General features: G+C 64.3%; 20 protein-coding genes. 12 read left to right on the plus strand and 8 right to left on the minus strand.

The window, feature by feature from the left end:
* Positions 1 to 23 precede the first annotated feature (23 nt).
* Entirely contained in the window at positions 24 to 1,079 is a 1,056-nt protein-coding gene (locus tag G6R19_RS11945; RefSeq protein ID WP_163165153.1) for an FAD-dependent monooxygenase, read from the plus strand.
* Here G6R19_RS11945 and G6R19_RS11950 read toward each other — a convergent pair whose 3' ends face one another.
* From G6R19_RS11950 to G6R19_RS11970, 5 genes are all read right to left on the minus strand, one after another.
* The gene (locus tag G6R19_RS11950; RefSeq protein ID WP_163165155.1) at positions 1,080 to 2,900 is read right to left on the minus strand and encodes an iron ABC transporter permease; all 1,821 of its coding nucleotides are present in this window, start codon (positions 2,898 to 2,900) and stop codon (positions 1,080 to 1,082) included.
* Positions 2,900 to 3,964, minus strand: a complete 1,065-nt coding sequence (locus G6R19_RS11955; RefSeq protein WP_163165156.1) for an ABC transporter ATP-binding protein — start codon at positions 3,962 to 3,964, stop codon at positions 2,900 to 2,902. The genes G6R19_RS11950 and G6R19_RS11955 overlap by 1 nt, the downstream gene beginning before the upstream one ends.
* Positions 3,965 to 4,012: 48 nt before the next feature.
* Positions 4,013 to 5,089, minus strand: coding sequence for an extracellular solute-binding protein (locus G6R19_RS11960; RefSeq protein WP_163165158.1), 1,077 nt, complete (start codon positions 5,087 to 5,089; stop codon positions 4,013 to 4,015).
* A gap of 250 nt (positions 5,090 to 5,339) precedes the next feature.
* A complete protein-coding gene (locus G6R19_RS11965; RefSeq protein ID WP_163165160.1) occupies positions 5,340 to 5,774 on the minus strand; it encodes a hotdog domain-containing protein in 435 nt (144 codons plus the stop codon).
* A 71-nt stretch (positions 5,775 to 5,845) separates the two neighbouring features.
* Positions 5,846 to 6,349: a GNAT family N-acetyltransferase gene (locus G6R19_RS11970; RefSeq protein WP_163165162.1), complete on the minus strand. Its 504-nt coding sequence runs from the start codon at positions 6,347 to 6,349 to the stop codon at positions 5,846 to 5,848.
* A 144-nt stretch (positions 6,350 to 6,493) separates the two neighbouring features.
* Between G6R19_RS11970 and G6R19_RS11975 the strand changes: the two genes are divergently transcribed.
* From G6R19_RS11975 to G6R19_RS11985, 3 genes are all read left to right on the plus strand, one after another.
* On the plus strand, positions 6,494 to 7,006 hold the full coding sequence (locus G6R19_RS11975) for a MarR family transcriptional regulator (protein WP_163165165.1): 513 nt from the start codon (positions 6,494 to 6,496) through the stop codon (positions 7,004 to 7,006).
* A gap of 73 nt (positions 7,007 to 7,079) precedes the next feature.
* Positions 7,080 to 7,406: a hypothetical protein gene (locus G6R19_RS11980; protein ID WP_240341848.1), complete on the plus strand. Its 327-nt coding sequence runs from the start codon at positions 7,080 to 7,082 to the stop codon at positions 7,404 to 7,406.
* Entirely contained in the window at positions 7,403 to 8,332 is a 930-nt protein-coding gene (locus G6R19_RS11985; RefSeq protein WP_163165167.1) for a serine/threonine-protein kinase, read from the plus strand. Before G6R19_RS11980 ends, G6R19_RS11985 begins: the two co-directional genes overlap by 4 nt.
* Here the strand turns inward: G6R19_RS11985 and G6R19_RS11990 are convergent.
* The gene (locus G6R19_RS11990) at positions 8,329 to 9,003 is read right to left on the minus strand and encodes a histidine phosphatase family protein (protein ID WP_163165169.1); all 675 of its coding nucleotides are present in this window, start codon (positions 9,001 to 9,003) and stop codon (positions 8,329 to 8,331) included. The genes G6R19_RS11985 and G6R19_RS11990 overlap by 4 nt on opposite strands.
* Before the next feature lie 104 nt (positions 9,004 to 9,107).
* Complete coding sequence (purB, locus tag G6R19_RS11995) at positions 9,108 to 10,550, minus strand: adenylosuccinate lyase (RefSeq protein ID WP_163165171.1); 1,443 nt, start codon at positions 10,548 to 10,550, stop codon at positions 9,108 to 9,110.
* Positions 10,551 to 10,723: 173 nt separating this feature from the next.
* On the opposite strand from purB, the gene G6R19_RS12000 reads away from it, so the two are divergent.
* The gene (locus G6R19_RS12000; RefSeq protein ID WP_163165173.1) at positions 10,724 to 11,026 is read left to right on the plus strand and encodes a hypothetical protein; all 303 of its coding nucleotides are present in this window, start codon (positions 10,724 to 10,726) and stop codon (positions 11,024 to 11,026) included.
* Entirely contained in the window at positions 11,023 to 12,369 is a 1,347-nt protein-coding gene (locus G6R19_RS12005) for a hypothetical protein (protein WP_240341849.1), read from the plus strand. The genes G6R19_RS12000 and G6R19_RS12005 overlap by 4 nt, the downstream gene beginning before the upstream one ends.
* Positions 12,370 to 12,428: 59 nt before the next feature.
* Here G6R19_RS12005 and G6R19_RS12010 read toward each other — a convergent pair whose 3' ends face one another.
* Positions 12,429 to 12,851 (minus strand): phage holin family protein, encoded by a 423-nt coding sequence (locus G6R19_RS12010; protein WP_163165175.1) that lies wholly within the window; start codon positions 12,849 to 12,851, stop codon positions 12,429 to 12,431.
* 254 nt (positions 12,852 to 13,105) lie between these two features.
* On the opposite strand from G6R19_RS12010, the gene G6R19_RS12015 reads away from it, so the two are divergent.
* The 6 genes from G6R19_RS12015 to G6R19_RS12040 all read left to right on the plus strand — a co-directional run bounded on the left by G6R19_RS12015 (position 13,106) and on the right by G6R19_RS12040 (position 21,607).
* Entirely contained in the window at positions 13,106 to 14,476 is a 1,371-nt protein-coding gene (locus G6R19_RS12015) for a pectate lyase (protein WP_163165177.1), read from the plus strand.
* A complete protein-coding gene (locus tag G6R19_RS12020) occupies positions 14,476 to 16,353 on the plus strand; it encodes a pectinesterase family protein (protein ID WP_163165179.1) in 1,878 nt (625 codons plus the stop codon). The genes G6R19_RS12015 and G6R19_RS12020 overlap by 1 nt, the downstream gene beginning before the upstream one ends.
* A 150-nt stretch (positions 16,354 to 16,503) precedes the next feature.
* Complete coding sequence (locus G6R19_RS12025) at positions 16,504 to 17,622, plus strand: histidinol-phosphate transaminase (protein ID WP_163165181.1); 1,119 nt, start codon at positions 16,504 to 16,506, stop codon at positions 17,620 to 17,622.
* A 148-nt stretch (positions 17,623 to 17,770) separates the two neighbouring features.
* A complete protein-coding gene (gene pdhA / locus G6R19_RS12030) occupies positions 17,771 to 19,048 on the plus strand; it encodes a pyruvate dehydrogenase (acetyl-transferring) E1 component subunit alpha (RefSeq protein WP_163165184.1) in 1,278 nt (425 codons plus the stop codon).
* Positions 19,048 to 20,028, plus strand: a complete 981-nt coding sequence (locus G6R19_RS12035) for an alpha-ketoacid dehydrogenase subunit beta (RefSeq protein ID WP_163165185.1) — start codon at positions 19,048 to 19,050, stop codon at positions 20,026 to 20,028. The genes pdhA and G6R19_RS12035 overlap by 1 nt, the downstream gene beginning before the upstream one ends.
* 67 nt (positions 20,029 to 20,095) lie before the next feature.
* On the plus strand, positions 20,096 to 21,607 hold the full coding sequence (locus G6R19_RS12040; RefSeq protein ID WP_163165187.1) for a dihydrolipoamide acetyltransferase family protein: 1,512 nt from the start codon (positions 20,096 to 20,098) through the stop codon (positions 21,605 to 21,607).
* The last annotated feature ends 9 nt before the right edge of the window (positions 21,608 to 21,616 follow it).

Here is a 21,616-nt window from a genome sequence, read left to right on the forward strand (position 1 = left end):
ACAAAAGTAGTAGAATCGCCCCCATGCAAACAATCTCGATTGTTGGCGGCGGCATTGCCGGCCTGGCACTGGCCTCCTGCCTGGACCCGGGCCGTTTCGACGTGACCGTGCACGAGAAGCGGCCCGGCCAGCCCACCGTTGGCAACGCGCTGGGAATGTGGCCGAACGCCCAGCGTGCGCTCGCCCGGATTGGGGTGCTCGAGGAGGCGCGGGCCGTCAGTCCCGTGATCGGCAGCGGGTCGGTCCGCAACGCCGCCGGCGAGCCCTGGGTCACTGTCAAGGGCGGGGATATGTTCGCGATTTCCCGGGTTGAGCTGCTGCGGCTGCTTGATGCGGCCGTACCCGGGACGGTGCGCCGGGTGACGGGCAATGTCCGGGCGCTTCCGGCCCACGACGGCCTGGTGGTAGGGGCGGACGGCGTGCACAGCATGGTGCGCCGGGAGGTGTGGGGTGCCCGCAGCGCTGCCAAACTGACGCCATACCTTGCCCTGCGCGGGACTCTCCCTTCCCGGGTCAACCCGGACGCGGTGGGCGAGTACTGGGGCCGCGGGGACTTGTTCGGCCTCGCCGCTGCCCAGGATGGATTGTTCTGGTACGCCAGCTATCGTTCCGCGCTTGGCCCCTATGGAATTGACGCTGCGTCAGCCTTGGAGCAGGCCCGGAAGCGCTACGCCGGGCATGCGCCGGCCATACGCCAGGTGCTCGCTGCCGCTACGCCTGACGGCATCCTGGTGCAGCGGATCTGGACGGCTCCCCGCCTCAAGTCCTTCGTTCGCGGCAGGTTTGTGCTCATCGGCGATGCCGCGCACGCCATGGCCCCCAGCCTGGGCCGTGGCGCCTGTGAGTCGTTGGTGGACGCGGTGACCCTGGCTGATCTCCTCAATACACTGCCAATGGATGAGGCACTCCTGGCCTACGACCGGCGGCGCGTGCTGCGGACCGGCGCCTTGAGCCTGGCGTCCTCGGCGCTGGTGCGCGTCGCCCTGGCGGATGGTGCCCAACCGCTGCGTGACGGCCTGCTAAGTCTTGCCCGACGGCGGAACCAGCGTAGCGCCGCCGGCAGCAGTTCCGGCGGCTGATCAGCGAACGGCAGCTGCCGGTTGGGTGGCGTCTTCACCGGGCACAGGGGCGCCGGAGAGGGTGGGCCCGGCAACGGGTGCAGCAGGCGGGATGCCCGGCAGCCGCTTCTTTGTTGACCCGCGCAGGCGGGACCGGCCGTAGACGAGATACATCGTCACGCCGGTGATGACCATCAGGAGTACGGTGTAGACGAAGGTATTGGCCACGCCTTCCACGCCCTCGGCCCCGTCCGTGTTGGCCTTGATGACCAGGCCGAGGGGCTGGACCAGCGGGTGGGCAAGGAAGATGGCTGTGTCGTAGTCGTCCAGCAGGCTGTTGAAGTTCAGGGCCGTGATGGCGGCGGCTGCGGGCAGCACCAGCGGCAGGAGGATCCGCCGGAACACGTAGAGGGTTTTGGCGCCCATGATGGCTGCCGCTTCCTCAAGCGACGAATTAACCGAGGCGAAGGACGCCTTGAGCATGCGAAGCGTGAACGGGATCTTTACGGTGACAAAAGCGATCAGCAGAATCACAGTGGTTCCAGTGAGTACGGCCCCGCCCACCAGCGGATTCGGATGGTCGTAACTGATGATCAGGCCCAGGGCCAGAAGGGCCGACGGCAGGACCCAGGGGATGTGCAGCAGGTATTCGAAGACAGCCGACACCCAGTTCCTGTACTTCTGCAGCAGCCGGGCAACGAAGAGCAGGCCGCCGACGGCGATCAGGGCGGCCAGCGCGCTATACACCACACTGACGACGAACGGACGCAGCCCGGACTGCTGGGTCAGGACCCGGACATAGTTGTCCAGCGTCAGGTTTCCCGGCGTGAGCTGGCCGGTCTGGATGGCGGCGCCGTCGGCGAACGAATACACAACGATCAGCACCACCGGCAGGGTGTACACGGCAAAGAGCAGGTACGCCACGGCGTGGACCGCCGCGTTGGCCACCGGGTTGGTGATGGACTGCTTCTCCAGGGCGGATGAAACCTTTGACACCGAAAAATACGTGCCGCCTTTTTCGAGGCGGGACATCACCGCGAGCATCAGGATGGTGGCCACGCCCAGGATGACTGCAAGCAGTGCCGCCAGGTCGCGTGAGGTGGGACTGTTCGTAAACGTCAGGATCATCGGCGTGATCGTTTGGAAATCCCGGCCGCCCAGCACCTGCGGAGCGCTCAGCGCACCCAGGCCGGTGAGGAAGGAGAGGATGGTGACGGCGAACAGCGTTGGCTTGAGCATGGGCAGCACAACCCGCCGCAGGATGGTCCAGGTTGAAGCGCCGAGGTTCCTCGCTGCCTCAATGGTCTGGTAATCGATGCCCTTCAGCGCGTTGGCCACGAAGAGCATGTGGTTGGTGGTGGTGGCAAAAGTCATCACTACCAGGACGGCGAAGAACCCGGAAAACCACCCCGGGTCCATGGCCGGGAAAACCTTCACGAGCAGGGACGTGACGATTCCTTTGTCCCCGTAGATGAACTTGTAGCCGGCGGCCAGCACGATGCCGCCGTAGATGAAGGTGGAGGCGTAGCCGAGGAAGAGGATCCTTGATCCCCGGATGCGGAAGTAGTGCGTCACCAGGACAATAAATATGCCCACCAGGTTCACGGTGATGGACAGGGCGACGGCGAGCAGGAAGCTGTTTCCCAGGGCTTTCATGGCACGTTGGGAAGAGAAGAGTTTTTCCGCAGCGCGTCCCGAAAAATCGCCGTCCGGGAAGAAGGTGGCGATCAGGACGTTGACGTTGGGCCACACCAGGAACGCAGCGATGAACCACGTGAGGACAGCCCCGACCACCAGGACGAAGGGGGAGCGGGCCATGCTGCGGACCGGTGTCCCGCCCATCACAGGGATACCGCCTGGTCTTCCTGCTTGAGTACGGCGCCGGTCCCGGGATGGTATTGCAGCACGTGGGCGGGCTGAAGGTAGATGGTGGTCTCCGTGCCCGGCTCAGGGTGGGCGCCGCCGTCTTCCTTCGCCAGCAGGCGGATGTCCGCGCCATGGCTCCGCACCACGTAGCGGCTGTGAAGGCCGTGGTACGTGCGGGACGTCACCGTTCCGGGAAGTCCGACGGCGGCACTCCCGTCCGCCGCCGGGTTCAGCGACGCTTTCTCCACCCGGAGATAGGACTTCGCGTCCGTGCTGAGCCCCGCACCTGACAGCCGGTTCAGTTCCGCCACGAAGTCAGGCGTGAGGGCGGAGCTGTCCCCGATGAAGTTGCACACGAACTCGGTGGCGGAGTGATCATAAATCTCCTGCGGGGTTCCCACCTGCTCCACTACGCCTTTGTTGAAGACTGCCACGCGGTCGCTCATCGCCAATGCCTCGTCCTGGTCATGCGTGACGTAGACAGTAGTAATCCCGAACTCGCTTTGCAGGTCCTTCAGTTGCTGCCGCAACTGATGCCGGAGCTTGGCGTCAAGGTTGGACAAAGGTTCATCCAGCAGCAAGATCTTGGGCCGCAGCACGAGTGCCCGCGCCACCGCCACCCGCTGCTGCTGGCCGCCGGAAAGTTCAGCCACGTTCTTGGACAACTGCTCATCGCTGAGCTCCACCCGTCCGGCAATGTCCCGGACCAGGCGGTCACTGTCCGCTGGTTTCTCCTTCCGCACCCGCAACCCGAAGGCAATGTTCTCCCACACACTCATGCTGGGGAACAGGGCATAGTTTTGGAAGACCATGCCCACCTGCCTTTTGTCGCTGGGAAGCCGGGTCACGTCCTTGCCATCCACCTGGACTGTCCCCGCCGAGGGCTGGATGAAACCTGCCAGGGTGCGCAACGCCGTCGTTTTGCCGCAGCCTGAAGGCCCCAGCAAGGTGAAGAACTCGCCAGGCCGGACGTGCAGGTCCAGATGCGGAATAGCGGTGAAGTCACCAAAGGATACTGTGATGTTGTCCAAGCGGATCATGGCAAAACCTGTCTGGTAAAGCGGGTGGGAGGGACCGGAAACCGCGGGCTACGTCATGTACTCGAGCTCGATCTTCTCCACCCAGGCACCCATGTTCTCCTGCACGAACTCCCAGTCGATATCCTGCTGCTTGAGGTCCGCGAAAAAGTCCACCACCTCGGCGTTGGCCTTCGCTTCCGCAGACTTGTTCACCGGCATGGAATTGAACTGCTGCGCAAACTCGCCCTGGACTTGGGCGCTGCCGAACCAGTCGATGAACTTCTGGGCCTGTTCCTTTTTCTTGGTCCCCTTCACAAGCGCCACCTGCTCCACGGCAAGCGGAACACCGACGGACGGGATCACCGTTTCAACGTTCACCTTGAACGACTTTTCACGCTCGGCGATGATCGACGACGGCATCTGGCCCATGTCCACTTCGCCCGATGCGATGCGGGCAAAGAGGTCGGTCTTGGCAACCGCGGGGCTCCCGTTCTGGAAGTACTGCTCCACCTGCTTCCAGCCTTCATCAGAAATGCCCAGGTCGCCTGAGTCATCCCGGTAGCGGCTCAGGATTCCGGCGAAAACCAGTTGCGCAGTGGCAGTGCCCAGGCCGGTGACACGCTCATAGCGGGCCTTGAACTCGTCCTTCGTCCAGAGGTCCGTCCAGTCCTGCGGGGCAGCGTCCTTGGCAAACTTGTCGGAGTTGTAGCCCAGGAGGATGGCCTGCTTGACCAACGGCCAGTAGGTCTCGCCGTCGCCCAGTTCCTTGTCCACCTCGCCGGCCCAGGCGGGCTCGTAGGGTTCAAGGGCGCCTTCGGCTGTGATCTGGGAGAAGTACATGTTGTTCAACCCGAACGCAACGTCAGCGATGGGGTTGTTCTTCTCGGCAATAAGCTTGTTGGTGGCGTCTGCGCCGCCGGCACCGACAATCTCGATCTTGAAACCTGCCTCCGCTGCTTTTGTGGTCAGCCACTCGCCGCGGCCTTCACCGTTGGAGTTCGTATAGACAACCAGGGTCTCCCCTGAACCGCCCGCCGGGGCCGAGGAGGCATCACCTGAGGCCGCAGGTGTTGCTGTGCCCCCGCCGCATCCGGCGAGGAGAGTGACGGCGACGGCGGCGGCAACCAAAGTCTGCAATTTACGCACGATCAGGACTCATTTCTGGACTGGAATCGGAGCATGTCCGGCAAGCCTATAGCCGGGCATGGCGAAAGTCGGGCGTTATTGCTATCGATTCGATAAACCGCCCGGCTGTCCACCGTGGTCCAGCGAAGGAAACGCCCAGTGCCGGTCGGGCAAACCTGGGATTAACGTTTGCCTGCCCGCCGCTGCCGGTTGTCCAGAAGGGCAGGGTATGTGGGACGGCAGTCCTGCTGTGCCCAGTCCTGCTTATGCGTCAGTCCTGCTGGAGGGTGTCCGTGAGGTGATGGGTGGGGATCCGGTCCCTGTCATAGGTTATTTCGGTGTAGCCGTGGGGCTCTGGTTTGCCGGAGGCGTTGAGGTTCACGAAGACGATCTCTTCGATGGTGAGGATGCTCTGGCGGGTGATCATGTTCCGGACTTCAGCGCGCATCGTCAGGGAGGTTCGGCCGAACCGTGTGGCCGTCAGCCCCATCTCAATCAGGTCGCCCTGCACTGCGGAGCTGACGAAGTTAATTTCCGAGATGTACTTGGTGACGGCGCGCCCGTTACCGAGCTGGAGGATGGCGTAGATGGCCGCTTCCTCATCGATCCACTTCAGCAGGCTTCCGCCGAAAAGGGTGCCGTTGGCGTTGAGGTCCTCGGGCCGGACCCACTTTCGGGTGCGGAAGGTGATGTCTGCTGATTCCATAGCCCGAGGTTAGCCGAGCCGTGCGGGCGGCACCGAGTGTGACGGATGCCCGGTCGGGCCTCCTTCTCCTGCTACGCCATGGCAGTATGAGCAGCACTGCGGGCATGGATGCTCTTGGCATAGCAGTAGGAGTGCGCAATGCCAATGTAGGCGCCAAAGTTGGGTACCGGCTCGAAGCCGGAGTTCTCGTAAAAGTTCCGTCCATCAGGCTGGGCGGAACCGGCTTCCGCTTTGATGCGGGTGATTCCCTGCTTGAAGGCCTCGGCTTCAAGCGCCGCCAGAATGGAGCTCGCCACTCCTGATCCACGGGTGTAGGGGAGAACGTACAAACGCTTTATTTCTGCTGTCCTGTCATCGAGGAGCCGTAAACCGCCGCACCCCACGGGCTGGCCGGATCCCTTGTCATAGGCCACCAGGAACACCGCGCAGTCAGCGCCCGACGGCGGGGTGCCGGGTTCGTGGTCAGGGGTACCAAAACGGGCATCGAGTTCGGCTTGTTGGGCGCGGCGCAGGTCCGCGCCCACCGGGTTGGACCAGGTGACCTGCCGGATGTTCAGGCGCGGGTTGGTCTGCATGTCTTCCTCGATTCGCCGAAGGGATATGCAAATCAAGGCTAGGAGGCTCTGGTTACGCTGGTGTTTCTCCTCGGTAAGCACTCGAATAACCCCACGGCCACACTCGCTTGCCTGTCTAGATACCAGCTGATCTAGAATGTTTGCATGCGTTCCACCGGTAATGAAGGCTCTGGCTATTGGTACGGCCCTGACGGCCAGCTGGATTACGGCGCCGCCGTGCTGAAGTCCCTGCGGGATTATCGGGCCGCTGAGACGACCGTCCGGCGTTCTACCCGTGACTCCATGGGGATGGGTGAAACTGACATCCTCGCCCTGCGCTACCTCCTGCGCGTCCAGGCTGCAGGCGAGGCGACGGCACCAAAGGATCTAAGCCAGTTCCTGGGAATCACCAGCGCGTCCACTACCACGCTGATAGACAGGCTTGTGCGGAGCGGACACGTGCGGCGGGAAGCCCACCCTACGGACCGGCGGTCCGTGGTGGTGGTTCCAACCGTAGAGTCGGACAAGGAAGTCCGCGTGACCCTTGGTGCGATGCACCGCCGCATGATGGCGGTTGCTGAAGGTTTGAGCGCCGACGAGGCGCATGTTGTCATTGACTTCCTCCAACGAATGACTAACGCCTTGCAGGACGTTGATGAAGGGCGCGCGCAGAAGTAACTAGCCGGACTAGCTAGATCGACTAGTAATATGTATGCTTACGATCAATCCTGAAATTACTTCGGCTGGAGTCGTGAGTGCGTTGGCAACTTTTACTGACCTTGGTGCCCTGAGTGCCTGCAGCAACAGGCCGTCGCTGGACCCTGCAGGGCAGGTGAACAGCGCGTGGCAGGGAGCTCCCTTGCACTGCGGAACAACCATGGAACTGGTGACGCCTGCTGTGGGGCCGGTCGCCGTCGGCTACACCTTCAAGCCGGACGACGGCGGTCCCGTCCAGCTTCCGCCTGTCTGGCGCTGCGGGTGCGGCTTTCAGCTCGACGCCTGGATCCGTTCCCCCTACGCTTCCCGGGAGCAGTTCGGTGATCCGGGAGCAGCCCATACCGCGGCGCTCTCCGCATGAGTTCCGCCGCAGCAGCGCCACTGCAGAAGAGCGCGCCCCTTCTGTCCGGGACGTCCCTGGTGGCGGACCGTTACCACCTCAAGGAACGCTTGGGCCGGGGCTCACTGGCTGAGGTTTTCCGCGCTGCCGACCTTGCGGGCGGTCCCGATGTCGCCGTCAAGGTCGCCGTTGGCGGCTCCGAGAAGCACTTCGGGAGGATCCGCAATGAAGCAGAAATCCTGGCCGCACTGAAACACCCCTCCGTCATCAGGTTCATCGCCCAGGGCGTGATGCCCGCCGGGACGCAGCTCGGCGGCCGCCCATTCCTGGTTGAAGAACTCGCCCTTGGCGCAAGCCTCGCAGAGGTAGCCCGCACCCGCCGCCCCAGCGGTGATGATGTTGCCGGTTGGGCATGCGGTCTCTTTGGAGCTCTTGCCCATCTGCATGGGCAGGGACTGGTCCACCGCGATATCAAGCCCGCCAACCTGATGCTCAGCGGCTTGCGGAGGAGTCCAGTACGCATCATCGACTTCGGCATCGTGGCTGCCACCGGCTCGGCTCCGGAGCCGGGCATCTCGTCAGGAACCGTGCATTATATGAGTCCGGAGCAGGCAGCGGGCGGGTCGGCCCGGCCCTCGTGGGACGTCTACGCCATGGGCCTGGTCCTGTTGGAGCTTCTCACGGGGTCCAAAGCCTTTCCCGGCACGGCCATAGAGTCCCTGGTGGCGAGGACCCTTCGCAGCCCGGTCATCCCGGATTCCCTCGGTCCCGGATGGTGCAGCTTTTTGGGGGCCCTAACGGCGATGGACAGCGATGCACGGCCGACGGCGGCTGAGGCTGCCGTTATGGCTGGACGGCTTGTGCCCCTGCCACTCGCTGTTGAGGGCACCAGTAAGTGCCGAAAAATGGCCGTGTTCCCGGCCCGCCGGATCAGGCAGCTGGTCTAGGGCCCTTCCACATTGCGTCCGGTAGGGTCTTCAGCTGTGGGATCGGCAAGTGCCAGGCCGCCCACCGGGCTGCCGTCCCAGTGGATCAGCCTCCACCCGCTGTCCGGATCCCCCTCGAGCGCCACAATCCCGGTGTTGGCCAAAGCATGTTTGGCGGCGAACTCGTGGTCTGCGTCCTCGGCCCGCCGTCCGGCCCAGGTGCGGATAGCCGCGCCGTGGCTTACAACTGCTGCCGTGGCCTGACCCCCGGATGCACGTTCCAGAACCCGGGCGATGGCTGTATCAAACCGTTCGAAGAAGTCGTGGCCGTCAGGCCCGGCCGGCATCCGCTGGTCAAGATCCCCGGCGGCCCAGGAAAACACCGTGCCCATGTACCTTTTGTGGGACTCGTGGTCGGTCAGCTTTTCCAGTGACCCGGCCTCGATTTCGTGGAGGCCATCCATGACTTCGACGTCCAGGCTGTGCAGCCGGCCCAACGGTGCCGCGGTGATCTGGGTTCGAACCAAGGTGGAGGCGTAGAGGGCCTCGATCGGCTCGTTCGCCAACGAACGGGCCAGGGCTTCCGCCTGCCGCTCACCCAGTTCAGTAAGCCCGGGACCTGGGTGGGCAGTGTCCAGTTGGCCAAGCACGTTGCCCGGAGTTTGTCCGTGGCGGATCAGGAGCAGCTTCATTCCTCCAGTTTCGCACCTTGGAGCATGCCTCTGTCCCGGCCACAAAGGGGCAGGAATGAAGGAAGGCGCCGGGCCCTCGCAGGCCCGGCGCCGCCGTCGTACTTTTACTTCAGGTGGTCCACCAGTTGGTCCGCGATGCCGGTGTACTTCCCGGGGGTCAGCGCGAGGAGCCGCGCTTCGGCTTCGGGGGAGAGGCCCAGGCCTTGGACGAATTCCTGCATGCGGGCGGCGTCAACACGCTGTCCGCGGGTGAGATCCTTGAGCCGCTCGTAGGGGTTCTCCATGCCTTCAACGCCGGCGATCGCCTCTGCCCGCATGACCATCTGGATCGCTTCGCCCAGGACTTCCCAGTTGGTGTCCAGGTCTCCGGCCAGCACGTCCTCGGCAACGTCGAGGCGTTCCAGGCCCTTGGCCACGTTGGAGATGGCCAGGAGTGAGTGGCCGAATGCCACACCGATGTTGCGCTGGCTGGAGGAGTCGGTGAGGTCACGCTGCCAGCGGGAGGTGACGAGCGTGGATCCCAGGACGTCCAGCAGCCCAGAGGAGATTTCCAGGTTGGCCTCGGCGTTTTCGAAGCGGATGGGGTTCACCTTGTGCGGCATGGTGGAGGACCCTGTGGCACCGGCCACGGGGATCTGCGCGAAGTAGCCGATGGAGATGTAGCTCCAGATATCCGTGCAGACGTTGTGCAGGATGCGGTTGAAGCGGGCGACGTCGGCGTAGAGTTCAGCCTGCCAGTCGTGGCTTTCGATCTGGGTGGTCAGCGGATTCCAGGTCAGTCCCAGGGCCTCCACAAAGGATTTGGACACCTGCTGCCAGTCCGCACCGGGAACCGAGGCAACATGGGCAGCGTAGGTGCCGGTGGCGCCGTTGATCTTGCCCAGGTATTCGGTTTTGGCGATGCGATCGAGCTGGCGCGTGAGGCGGTGCGCGATGACGGCCAGTTCCTTGCCCAGCGTGGTGGGGGTGGCGGGCTGTCCGTGGGTGCGGGACAGCATGGGGACGGCGCGGTTGTCCTGGGCCATCTTACTGATCTGGGCCACCAGGGCGCGCGCTGCCGGAAGCCACACGTCCTCCACGGCACCCTTGACGCCCAGCGCGTAGGAGAGGTTGTTGATGTCCTCGGAGGTGCAGCCGAAGTGCACCATGGCTGTGAGGTTTTCGACGCCGATGGCCGGGAGGCGCCGACCGATGTAGTACTCCACGGCCTTTACATCGTGGACTGTCACGGCTTCGATATCAGCCAGCTCGGCCACCGATCCGGCGTCGAATTCGGTGACGATGGCGCGGAGTTGGTCCTGCTGCGAGGGGGTCAGGGGACCTGCGCCGGGAAGCACGTTGTTGCTGGTCAGGTGGATGAGCCATTCAACTTCCACGGCCACGCGGTCCCGGTTGAGGGCTGCCTCGGACAGGTAATCCACGAGCGGGGCGACGGCGGACTGGTAACGGCCATCCAGCGGGCCGAGCGCGATTCTTTCCGGGGACGCGGCGAGGGCCAGGCGTCCTGAGGGCGTACGGGTGTCGGCTGTGGCGGCAGTTTCAGGCATGTGCTGATTCTTTCATGAACTCCTCCGCCAGCTTGAGCCGTTCCCGCGGGATTACTTGTCCACATAGACGACGGCGGTGGTTGGGCCGGGTGGTTATCCCTCCGTAGCGTTCACTTCAGTAGTTCCAGGGGCGGGCGTCCGGGGTGCTGGACAGTCCGGGAAAGGGAAGGGCAATGAGTAGTGAGCCGGCAGGCGCCAACCTGCAGCAAGACATGGTGCGCGCTTCCCAGGTGGAGCAGTTGGCTGGCCGCGTGGCTTATTGCGTGAGTCGCGGAGAGGACGTCCTGGCAGGCTTCAGGGATATTCAGTTGCTGGAATGGGAGTCGCCGGCCGGCCGTGCCTACCGCGAAGCGGTATCACTGCAGTGTGCTGCCATCCGGCGCGCGCTTGAGGCGCTCGTTGAAGCAAAGGCTGCCGTGGAGCGGCATGCCCGCGAAACCTTCACCGCTGATTGCACTTATCCGGGCGGGCCATGATGGCCGAAGATACGCCGTCCGGGAGCGGCTCCATAAGGCTGTACGGTCCTCCCGACGACGGGCCCCTTGCCATCCGTGGCGGTGTCGGCGGCATCAGTTTCCAGTTGGAGGAACTGGCCGGAGGCGCCGAAAGGGTGGAGGACCTCGCCGCCAGGCTTTCCGAACTGGAGGTTGAGGTCCGCCGGATCTGGGAGGACCTCGTTCCCTTCCAGAACCTGCCCCGGTGGTCCGGGACCATGGCCCTAAGCGCGGTTGGTGAGTCCGAGCGGAGCCTTCAGGCAGTGCGGACCGAATTGCAGCACATCAGCAGCCAGGTCCGCGCCTGCAAAAGGGAGTACGAAATGGCGGAGACCGTGGCGGCCGCTGCCCGCAGTATTGGCATTCCAAACCTTGAGGCTGAGTGGGAAAGGCACGCAGACTTTTGGAGGACTGGCTTCCTCAACAGAAGCGCCCTCGAAAACATGACTGCAGGGGCGGTATCGGCCACTCCTCTGCTGAAGGCGCTGGTGGAGGGTGCGCTGCCAAGCATGCGGTCCCGGTTGGTGGAGGTCAAACGGGAGGAGAGCATTTCCATTGACCTCGATCCTTCTCCTGCAGGGCTGCTTGAACGCGTACAGCTGATCGATCAGCGTGGGGCGGGCTTCATCGAGGTCATAGAGATCGATCACGGCGGGCAGAAGGTTTACGTGGTGGTGATCCCGGGGACCCAACTGGATGGTGGAGTTGCGAGCGGGAATCCATTTGGCCTGAGCGGAATAGCCGAAGGGGTAGGCAGCAATTCCAAGAATGTCAGGACGGCAGTTATGGAGGCGCTGACGGCGGCTGGAGCCCAAAGGGGAGCAACTGTGGTGGGCGTTGGATACAGCCAAGGAGGGATTCACGCCATGAACCTGGCGGCAAGCGAGGAATTCCTGGCGGACTACGACCTCAAGTACGTTCTCACGGCAGGGTCGCCCGTCGCCGGAATCACGCCGAATCCGGACGTGAGCACACTCCATCTTGAACACCGGACCGACTGGGTGCCGGGCACCGACGGCGCACCCAACCCGGACGCCAGAAACCAGGTCACGGCCACGATGACGGATAACCTGTACGTGCAGACGGGGGAGAACGTGGGCATCGGTCCAGGCCACCAGCTGAGCGGCTACCAGGACGCCGCGCGGCTAGTTTCGGCGAGCAACGATCCCTCGCTGGCCGGGTCCACTGCCGCGCTGGGGGCGGTGCTGGGAGCCGGCGGGGCAGCCACCGCTACCCGCTTTTCCCTGGCCCGGATCAAGGCTCCCACGCCAAATCTCCATGCGGCAGACACCCGCAGGCAGGAGCGTGGCTATGGCGGACGCTAGCCAGGCCGGGAAGCGACAAAGTTCACCTGCAGTGCGCACAGCGCGCCCCGGGAATTCAGCTACCTTCGGGTTCCAGCAATCCGGCCGGCCACCAGTGAGATCAGCGTGATGATGATCGCCGCGAAAACAGCAGTCCAGAAAAAGGAGTCGATGGTGAAGTGCACCGGCGTGTAGCTGCTGATCCAGGAGGTCAGGTAGAGCATCGCCGCGTTGATGACGATAGTGAACAGGCCGAGGGTCAGGATGGTGATGGGCAGCGCGAGGAGGCTCACCAGCGGGCGTACCAAGGCGTTCACCAAACCGAAGATGGCGCCGATGAACAAGTAGGCGAGGACTATCCCAGCGGTGTCCGTCCCCTGCGTCACGCCGGTTTTTGCCACTGCGTCCGTGGCTGCAGAACTGGAAATCTCCAGCCCAGGCAGGATCCAGCTGGCCACCCAGAGGGCGAGGGCGTTGATCAGTACCCGGGCAATCAGTCGCATGACCCAATGGTTGCACACCGCGCTGAAGGCCCCTGCGGGGGTAGCACCACAGCTTCGGCCCGTTCAGTGGGTCAGGCCCCGGCCGAGTGAAAGCGGGCGCGCGCGTGACGCCCTTCGAAAGCGTGTGTCAAATATCAACTGACCCTTGACAAGAAGAAAGCGTTTTCCGGATAGTTGAGAAATCGCTTTCTGACGCGCTGGCGGTTCGAGGCCGGCGCCGAAGCGTGGTTCATTCCAATGGAGGAAGAGAGATCATGCGCAAGAAGATGCCCTTCGCGCCCGTATCGGTCGCCGCGGCCATCGCCGTATCCCTGCTCGCAGCCCCTGCCCATTCATTAGCATCTCCATCCCCGCAGGCGGATCCAACAGCCCAGACCGCACGCCAACCCCTTGAACGCCAAGTACTTCCCCAGAACGATGGCTGGGCAGCCTCGGGGGCCGGAACCACTGGCGGCTCGACCGCTGGGGAAGACCGGATCTACGACGTTTCCAACAAAGGACAACTCCTCGCGGCCCTCGCCACCGGCACAGAACCCAAAATCATCCGGGTCCACGGGGACATTGCTGCGAACGCCGGCGCGGACGGCGCACCGATCAGCTGTGAAGACTACGCCAGCGGTACCGGCTACTCGCTGGCCCAGTACCTCCATGATTTCGACCCGGCCCGCTACGGAACCGCGAAAAAGCCGGAGGGCGCGCAGGAGAACGCGCGGCGACTGGCCGCATCCAAGCAGGCGGCCGCCATCCGCTGGGACATCCCCAGCAACACAACGATCGTGGGAGCCGGCCCGGACAGCAGCATCACCGGAGCGGCCCTGAGGATCAGTGGCGCCGAAAACGTCATCTTCCGGAACCTCACAGTGCGGGATGCCGCCGACTGCTTCCCCTCGTGGGACCCTACGGACGGTGCCACCGGCAACTGGAACAGCGAGTATGACCTGCTCCAGATCATCAACGGCTCGAAGCACGTGTGGGTGGACCACTCGCACTTCACGGATGCCCCGAACCTGGACAGCGCCCAGCCCAGCTACTTCGGCCTGCCGTACCAGGTCCACGACGGAGCGGTGGACGTCACCAACGGTTCCGACCTCGTCACGATGTCCTACAACCGGTTCTCCGAGCACGACAAGCTGCTGCTCATCGGCTCGACGGATTCGACCACCCGGGGAGACGCCGGCAAGCTGCGGGTGACCATCCACCACAACGTTTTCGAGAACGTAGGCCAGCGGGCACCCCGGGTCCGGTTTGGCCAGGTGGACGTCTACAACAACCACTTCAAGACGACTCCGGATTCGGATATCCCGTATGGCTACACCTTCGGTGCAGGTGTTGAATCCCACCTGCACGCCGAGGCCAATGCCTTCACGCTCCCCGCGGACATCCCCGTGCAGTCCCTGATCTCCTACTTCAAGGGGAAGGTCATCACCACCAGCGGAAACGCAGTCAACGGCAAAATCATCGACCTCCGCGCCGCCTATAACGAAGCTGCGCCTGCGGACAGGCAGTTGAGCGCCGATGACACCTGGACGCCGGTACTGCGGACGCACGTCAACGCCGCCCAGGCCGTTCCCGCACTCCTGGCGGACGCCGTCGGGCCTGTCTTCACGGCGGGGGATGCCCGCTGATGCGGCGCTTCCAACCCACGCGCCGCTCACTGCTTGCCGCAGTGGCCGCCGGAGTCGTCACTGCGGCCGCGGGGCTTGCCGGGCCGGGGGTTGCCCGCTCAGAAGCCGCAGTCCGTGCCGTGGCCGTCCCGCCGCAGGCAAGAACCAAGCCCGTGATCTTCGTAGTGGGCGATTCCACGTCCTCCGCCTACCAGCACTCCGAGCGACCCCGGGCGGGCTGGGGGCAGGCCCTCCCGCTGCTGTTGGGGCCACAGGTTGACGTCTTCGACTACGCCTGGTCCGGAGCTTCGTCCAAGAGTTTCGCCGACGCCGGCCTGCTGGACGAGGTGGTGGCCTTGCTCCAGCCGGGCGACTATCTGCTCATCTCCTTCGGGCACAACGACGAGAAGGTGGAGGACCCGGCCAGGGGAACCGATCCGCAGACCACCTTCAAGGAGTACCTGCAGAAGTACATCGACCGTGCCGCCGGCCGTGGCGCGAAGGCCGTACTGGTGACGCCGGTGGAACGCCGCCGCTTCAGCGCCCTTGGCATGGCGCAGGACTCGCACGGCGCGTACCCGCAGGCCGTACGCGAACTTGCGGCGGCCACCGGGACGCCGCTGGTGGACCTCACCGCCTCCTCGAAGGACCTGTGGCAGAAGCTCGGGGCCGAGGGAACCAAGTCCCACTTCCTCTATGCCTCGCCGGGCCAGTATCCGCAGTATCCGCAAGGCGTGACCGACAATACGCATTTCCAGGCGGAAGGCGCCCTGGCCGTCGCCCGGCTGGTTGCGTCCGAACTTCGGGCACAACAAACCCTGCCGCCCGGGTACTTCCAGCACCTCGACCCCGGGCTGGATGCTCTCACTGGCATCTACTGGCCCAGCGAACGCCCCGTGGACAAGCCCACGGTCCTGGAGGTAGGCAGGGGCCAGGCGTTCCCGTCAGTCCAGGCAGCCGTGGACGCGGTGCCCACAGGCAGCACCCGCCGGACCCTCATCCGGATCCAGCCGGGCGTCTACCGGGAGGCCATCAGGGTGCCGGCCAACAAGCCAAGAATCTCGTTCCTCGGGTTGGGGGAGAAAGCGGAAGACGTGGTCCTGGTTTACAACAACGCCTCCGGCACTCCTAAACCGGATGGCACCGGAGCCTACGGGACGGGCGGAAGCGCAAGCGTTCGGATTGACGGGCCGGACTTTATGGCTTCAAACATCACCTTCAGCAATGACTTTGACGAGGCCGCCAACCAGGACATAAAGAACCGCCAGGCGGTGGCGCTCTTCCTGACCGGAGACCGTGCCGTCCTTAACAACGTCAGGTGCCTGGGCAACCAGGACACCCTGCTGGTTGATTCCCCCTCCCGCGGGGTACAGTCGCGCTTCTTCTTTAGCGGCTGCTACATCGAAGGCGACGTGGATTTTATCTTCGGTCGAGGCACTGCAGTCTTCTCCGCAAGTGAAATCCGCTCCCTTGACCGTGGGTCCGACAGCAACAACGGCTACGTTTCGGCAGGCAGCCTGAATATCGGGATCAAGCACGGGTATCTGTTTACCGGCTGCCGCTTTGTGTCGGACGCTGCTGCCGGTTCAGTCCATTTGGGCCGCCCCTGGCATCCGAGCGGGGACGTGGACGCCATCGCGCAGGTGCTCGTCCGGGATTCCTGGCTGGGCGCGCATATTTCCGGCGCACCTTGGACGGACATGAGCGGATTCTCGTGGCGGGAAGCCCGCTTCCATGAGTTCAACAACAACGGCCCGGGGTCCCGCATCACCCCGGAGAGGCCGCAACTTGATCCGGGGCTGGCACAAGAGTTCACGCTGGAGGCGTATCTCCGGGGAACCGACGGTTGGGCTCCCCAGCTGGCGGGCAGCCGGTCCGACAGCACTTCACGGGTGTAGGGTCCACCGAACAGGGAGCGGAGAAGGAGCAGGTGGCCGGACGGGGCCGCGCTTGGCGCCCATCCGGCTGCCCGTCCCACTAAGGCAGCGGGTGCGACCCTGCCCGGATGCCGCCTTCCGTCCCGCGGCTGGAGAAGTAGGCTGGTTTGCATGACTTCACCAGATACCCTCGCCGGGGGCATCCAGCCGCGCCCTGTGGTGGCAAAGCTGCCCCGCTACGCCGCTGGCAAACCCCCCGTCGCCGTGGACGGACTGACCAGTTACAAGCTGTCTTCAAACGAAAACCCCTTGCCCCCGATCCCGGCGGTCATTGAGGCGATTGCACGGCAGGCGGACTTCAACCGCTACCCTGATCCGCTGAGCAGCAGGCTTCGCACAGAACTCGCCGCGTTCCTCGATGTTCCCGCCGAAGACATCGTCACTGGCGCCGGCAGCCTGGGCGCCCTGAACCAACTCCTGGCCGCGTTCGCCGGGCGGAACGAAGACGGCAAGCCCGATGAAGTCATCTACGCCTGGCGCTCCTTCGAGGCCTACCCCATCAGTGTTGGCCTCTCCGGCGCGGAAGGCGTCCCGGTTCCGCTTGCTGCCGGCGGCCGCCACGACCTCAAGGCCATGGCGGCGGCAGTCACGGCCCGCACCAAGGTGATCCTCCTGTGCACCCCCAACAATCCCACCGGTCCTGCCCTGGCTGCGGCCGAAACAGAAGCGTTTATCCGGTCCGTCCCGTCTGACGTTGTGGTGGTAGTTGACGAGGCCTACCAGGAGTTCGTGCGGGCGGCTGATGCCGTGGATGGGATTGCGCTGTACCGCAAGTACCCCAACGTTATTGTGCTCCGGACCTTCTCGAAGGCACACGGGCTTGCCGGCCTCCGGGTGGGCTACAGTATTTCCAATCCCGTGCTGACCCAACACCTTAGGGTTGCAGCCACACCGTTCGCCGTGTCGCAGATTGCAGAAACTGCCGCAATTGTTTCGCTGCAAAATTACCCGCAAGTTGTGGAGAGGGTACAAAGACTGGTGGACGAACGGGAGCGCGTCACGGCAGGCCTGCGGAGCCTCGGCTGGAGTGTTCCAGATGCCCAGGGCAACTTCGTCTGGCTGGATCTTGGCGCTGACAGCGCCGGGTTCGCCGAACTGGCTTCCACGCAGGCTTTGTCCGTAAGGGCCTTTGCCGGCGAAGGCGTTCGCGTCAGCGTCGGGGAGGAAGAGGCCAATACGCGTTTTCTCGCTCTGTGTGCGAACTATACAAAGGCCCCGCGCGCTTCCTAGCACTTAACAAGTAGCCCCGCGATTACTTACTGAAGATAAAGTTAGGATCAGTAAGCCATATATATGCCGCCGGAGGAATCTATTCCTCTTGAGGCATATATCCCAGCGACATTGCATTGCATCCGGATGCGGCAAGCAAGGAGACGGTATGGGCACACATCTGCCTGCCACCGAGTTCGACGGAACAGCTGTAGACGATCAGCGTGAGGCTGATGCCGAAGCCGTGATGGGAGAGCCTCCGGCGCAGATGGTCCAGCTCCTCGGCCCCGACGGGAAACTGGGTTTTGATCCGGTCTTCACCGGCTACGCAGAAAAGCTCACCGCGGAGAAGCTCCGCGGGCTCTACGCGGACATGGCCGCAATCCGCCGGTTCGACGTCGAAGCAACAGCCTTGCAGCGCCAGGGCCAGTTGGCGCTCTGGGTTCCGTTGACCGGCCAGGAAGCCGCCCAGATCGGTTCTGGCCGGGCCAGCCAGCCGCAGGACTACATCTTCCCTACGTACCGGGAGCATGGCGTGGCCTGGACCCGCAATGTGGACCTGGCCGAGCTGCTGCGCCAGTTCCGCGGCGTCTCCAACGGCGGATGGAACCCGAAGGACACCAACTTCCACCTCTACACCCTGGTCCTGGCGGCCCAGACGCTCCACGCGGTGGGCTATGCCATGGGCATTCAGCGGGACCAGAAGCTTGCAGCCTCCAGTGCCGCGGTAGTCCGCTCCGACGGCCAAGACAACGGGGCTGCCGCCCCGGACGCCGCGGTGATCGCCTACTTCGGCGACGGCGCCAGCTCGGAGGGTGACGTCCACGAGTCCATGGTGTTCGCCTCCTCCTACAACGCGCCGGTTGTTTTCTTCTGCCAGAACAACCACTGGGCCATCTCCGTCCCCACCAACGTGCAAACACGCGTGCCTCTGTCCAACCGGGCCAAGGGGTACGGCTTCCCTGGCATCAGGGTGGACGGCAATGACGTCATCGCCGTCCATGCCGTCACCGAGTGGGCACTGGAGCACGCACGCCAGGGCAAGGGCCCGGTCCTGATCGAGGCCTTCACGTACAGGGTTGGTGCTCACACGACGGCGGACGACCCCACCAAGTACCGCGAGTCGGAGGAGGAGGACGCCTGGCGGGCCAAGGATCCGCTGAAGCGCCTGGAGAAGTACCTGCGCGCCGAAGGCCTGGCCGACGAGGCGTTCTTCGCCAAGGTGAAAGCCGACGGGGACGAGCTCGCAGCCTACGTCCGGCGCACCACCCATGACCTGGAAACCCCGGATATCCGGTCCGCCTTCGCCAATACTTACGTGGAGGCCCACCCGCTGGTGGCAGAGGAACTGGCCTGGTTCGAGGAGTACTCAGCGGGTTTTGCAACTGAAGAAGAACCCGCCCGGCAGGCAGTAACAGCCCAGGCATCCCAAGAGGCAGGCCACTGATGACCACCATGACCATCGCCAAGGCCATCAATGAGGGCCTTCGCACCGCACTCACTGACAACCCCAAGTCGCTGCTGATGGGAGAAGACATCGGCGCCCTGGGCGGTGTGTACCGTGTGACGGACGGCCTGATCGGCGAGTTCGGCCCGGACCGCGTAGTGGACACCCCGCTGGCCGAATCCGGCATCATCGGCACGGCCATCGGCCTCGCATTGCGCGGCTACACCCCGGTTTGTGAAATCCAGTTCGACGGATTCGTTTTCCCGGGTTTCAACCAGATCACCACCCAGCTGGCCAAGATGCACGCGCGCAGCAACGGCAACCTCACCGTTCCCGTGGTCATCCGCATCCCGTACGGCGGAGGCATTGGCTCTGTGGAGCACCACTCGGAATCTCCCGAAGCGCTTTTCGCCCACACGGCTGGCCTGCGGATTATCACCCCGTCCAACCCGCACGACGCCTACTGGATGATCCAGCAGGCGGTCGACTGCCAGGACCCCGTGATCATCTTCGAGCCCAAACGCCGTTACTGGCTCAAGGGAGAGGTCGACGTCGAGGCACCCGGCCTGGCGGAGGACCCCTTCAAGGCCCACGTGCTCCGGGCCGGGACGGACGCCACCATCGTGGCCTACGGACCGCTGGTGCCCGTGGCGCTGGCCGCGGCGAACGCCGCAGAGGAGGACGGACGCAGCGTTGAGGTCATCGACCTGCGCTCCATCTCGCCCCTGGACTTCGATACCGTCACAGCCTCGGTGAAAAAGACCGGACGGCTCATTGTGGCCCACGAGGCACCCACCTTCGGTGGAATCGGCGGCGAAATCGCTGCCCGGATCAGTGAGCGGGCGTTCCATTCCCTGGAGGCGCCGGTGATCCGCGTAGGAGGCTTCCACATGCCCTATCCGGTTGCCAAGGTGGAGGAAGACTACCTTCCGGACATCGACCGCATCCTCGAGGCGCTGGACCGCGCCCTCTCCTACTGAGCCGCCGCATCCTTTCCGCCCGCTTCCGTTTCCCAACAGCAGCCGGGCTTCCCGAACCGAGGACACCATGACTCTCAACAAGTTCAACCTGCCTGACGTCGGCGAGGGCCTCACCGAGGCGGAAATCGTCTCCTGGAAGGTCAAGCCCGGCGACGCCGTCGCCATCAACGACGTTCTGTGTGAGATCGAGACGGCCAAGTCGATTGTGGAGCTGCCCTCGCCGTTCGCCGGCACCGTCAGCGAACTGCTGGTCCCCGAAGGGGTCACCATCGACGTCGGCACGGCCATCATCAGCGTCAGCAGCGAGGTGGCCGGTGATCCCACGCCGGCTGACGTCCGGGCTCCCGAGACGCCCGTGCAGCCGCTCTACGGAACGCTTCCGGCGTCCGACGGCGGCACCTCTGAAAGTGCCTTGGCAGGCGGTCCGCTGGTGGGTTCCGGCCCCAAGGCTGACGCTGTCAAGCGCCGTCCCCGGAGTTCGGCCAGCTCAACCACCGGTGGCGCAGCAGGCGCCATCACGGTTAACGCCCCGGAAGTGGAGCCCGTCCAGCCGCTTACGCCGGCCGCCGTGACCGCCGAACCGCCGGTGGGCACAGCAGGTGCTGTGAAGGAGGCTCCGGGCCAAAGCGCCGGAGACGTCGTCGACAACCGTCCTACCTTTGGCGGCACCATCACGGGCCTGGTGAACAAGGTCCTGGCCAAGCCCCCGGTCCGGAAGATTGCCCGTGACCTTGGCATCGACCTGGCAGACGTGGTGGCCACCGGTTCGCGCGGCGAGGTGACACGCGAGGACCTTGTCAGCTACCAGGCCCAGCGGGACGCCGAGCTGGACAAGGCTGACGGCTTCTGGGGCAAAGCCGGAAAGCCGCAGGACCAGCGGGTGGAGCGGATCCCCGTCAAGGGCGTCCGCAAGGCCACGGCGAAGGCGATGGTGGACTCGGCGTTCTCGGCACCACACGTCAGCATTTTTGTGGACGTGGATGCCAGCCGCACCATGGAGTTCGTCAAGAGGCTCAAGGCCTCGCGTGACTTTGAGGGCATCCGGGTATCGCCGCTGCTCATCCTCGCCAAGGCCGTGATCTGGGCGGCTGCTCGGAACCCCAGCGTCAACGCCACCTGGGTGGACAACGGCGAAGGCAGCGCCGAGATCCAGGTTAAGCACTACATGAACCTGGGAATCGCAGCGGCAACCCCGCGCGGCTTGATGGTGCCGAACATCAAAAACGCGCAGGACCTATCCTTGAAGGAACTGGCGCTGGCCCTGAACAACCTGGCCACCACCGCCAGGGCCGGCAAGACCCAGCCCGCGGAAATGCAGGGCGGGACGCTGACCATTACGAACATTGGGGCTTTGGGCATCGACACGGGCACGCCGATCATCAACCCCGGCGAGGTGGCGATCGTTGCGTTCGGAACCATCAAGCAGAAGCCCTGGGTCCTGGACGGCGAAGTGATTCCCCGCTGGATCACCACCCTTGGCGGGTCGTTCGATCACCGGGTGGTGGACGGCGACCTGTCCGCCCGGTTCATGGCCGACGTCGCCGCCATCCTGGAGGAGCCAGCGCTGCTGCTGGACTAGGAACTGACA

The organism is Arthrobacter sp. Alg241-R88 (assembly GCF_900537115.1).
Lineage (GTDB): Bacteria > Actinomycetota > Actinomycetes > Actinomycetales > Micrococcaceae > Arthrobacter.

What these genes read in the sequence shown, in the direction of transcription:
- G6R19_RS11965 (WP_163165160.1), bottom strand. Translation starts at nt 5,774, where the DNA reads ATGGAATCAGCAGACATCACCTTCCGCACCCGAAAGTGGGTCCGGCCC.
- G6R19_RS12025 (WP_163165181.1), top strand. Translation starts at nt 16,504, where the DNA reads ATGACTTCACCAGATACCCTCGCCGGGGGCATCCAGCCGCGCCCTGTG.
- G6R19_RS12005 (WP_240341849.1), top strand. Translation starts at nt 11,023, where the DNA reads ATGATGGCCGAAGATACGCCGTCCGGGAGCGGCTCCATAAGGCTGTAC.
- G6R19_RS11990 (WP_163165169.1), bottom strand. Translation starts at nt 9,003, where the DNA reads ATGAAGCTGCTCCTGATCCGCCACGGACAAACTCCGGGCAACGTGCTT.
- G6R19_RS11955 (WP_163165156.1), bottom strand. Translation starts at nt 3,964, where the DNA reads ATGATCCGCTTGGACAACATCACAGTATCCTTTGGTGACTTCACCGCT.
- G6R19_RS12020 (WP_163165179.1), top strand. Translation starts at nt 14,476, where the DNA reads ATGCGGCGCTTCCAACCCACGCGCCGCTCACTGCTTGCCGCAGTGGCC.
- G6R19_RS11945 (WP_163165153.1), top strand. Translation starts at nt 24, where the DNA reads ATGCAAACAATCTCGATTGTTGGCGGCGGCATTGCCGGCCTGGCACTG.
- G6R19_RS11975 (WP_163165165.1), top strand. Translation starts at nt 6,494, where the DNA reads ATGCGTTCCACCGGTAATGAAGGCTCTGGCTATTGGTACGGCCCTGAC.
- G6R19_RS12000 (WP_163165173.1), top strand. Translation starts at nt 10,724, where the DNA reads ATGAGTAGTGAGCCGGCAGGCGCCAACCTGCAGCAAGACATGGTGCGC.
- pdhA (WP_163165184.1), top strand. Translation starts at nt 17,771, where the DNA reads ATGGGCACACATCTGCCTGCCACCGAGTTCGACGGAACAGCTGTAGAC.
- G6R19_RS12035 (WP_163165185.1), top strand. Translation starts at nt 19,048, where the DNA reads ATGACCACCATGACCATCGCCAAGGCCATCAATGAGGGCCTTCGCACC.
- G6R19_RS11970 (WP_163165162.1), bottom strand. Translation starts at nt 6,349, where the DNA reads ATGCAGACCAACCCGCGCCTGAACATCCGGCAGGTCACCTGGTCCAAC.
- G6R19_RS12040 (WP_163165187.1), top strand. Translation starts at nt 20,096, where the DNA reads ATGACTCTCAACAAGTTCAACCTGCCTGACGTCGGCGAGGGCCTCACC.
- G6R19_RS11950 (WP_163165155.1), bottom strand. Translation starts at nt 2,900, where the DNA reads ATGGGCGGGACACCGGTCCGCAGCATGGCCCGCTCCCCCTTCGTCCTG.
- purB (WP_163165171.1), bottom strand. Translation starts at nt 10,550, where the DNA reads ATGCCTGAAACTGCCGCCACAGCCGACACCCGTACGCCCTCAGGACGC.
- G6R19_RS11985 (WP_163165167.1), top strand. Translation starts at nt 7,403, where the DNA reads ATGAGTTCCGCCGCAGCAGCGCCACTGCAGAAGAGCGCGCCCCTTCTG.
- G6R19_RS12015 (WP_163165177.1), top strand. Translation starts at nt 13,106, where the DNA reads ATGCGCAAGAAGATGCCCTTCGCGCCCGTATCGGTCGCCGCGGCCATC.
- G6R19_RS12010 (WP_163165175.1), bottom strand. Translation starts at nt 12,851, where the DNA reads ATGCGACTGATTGCCCGGGTACTGATCAACGCCCTCGCCCTCTGGGTG.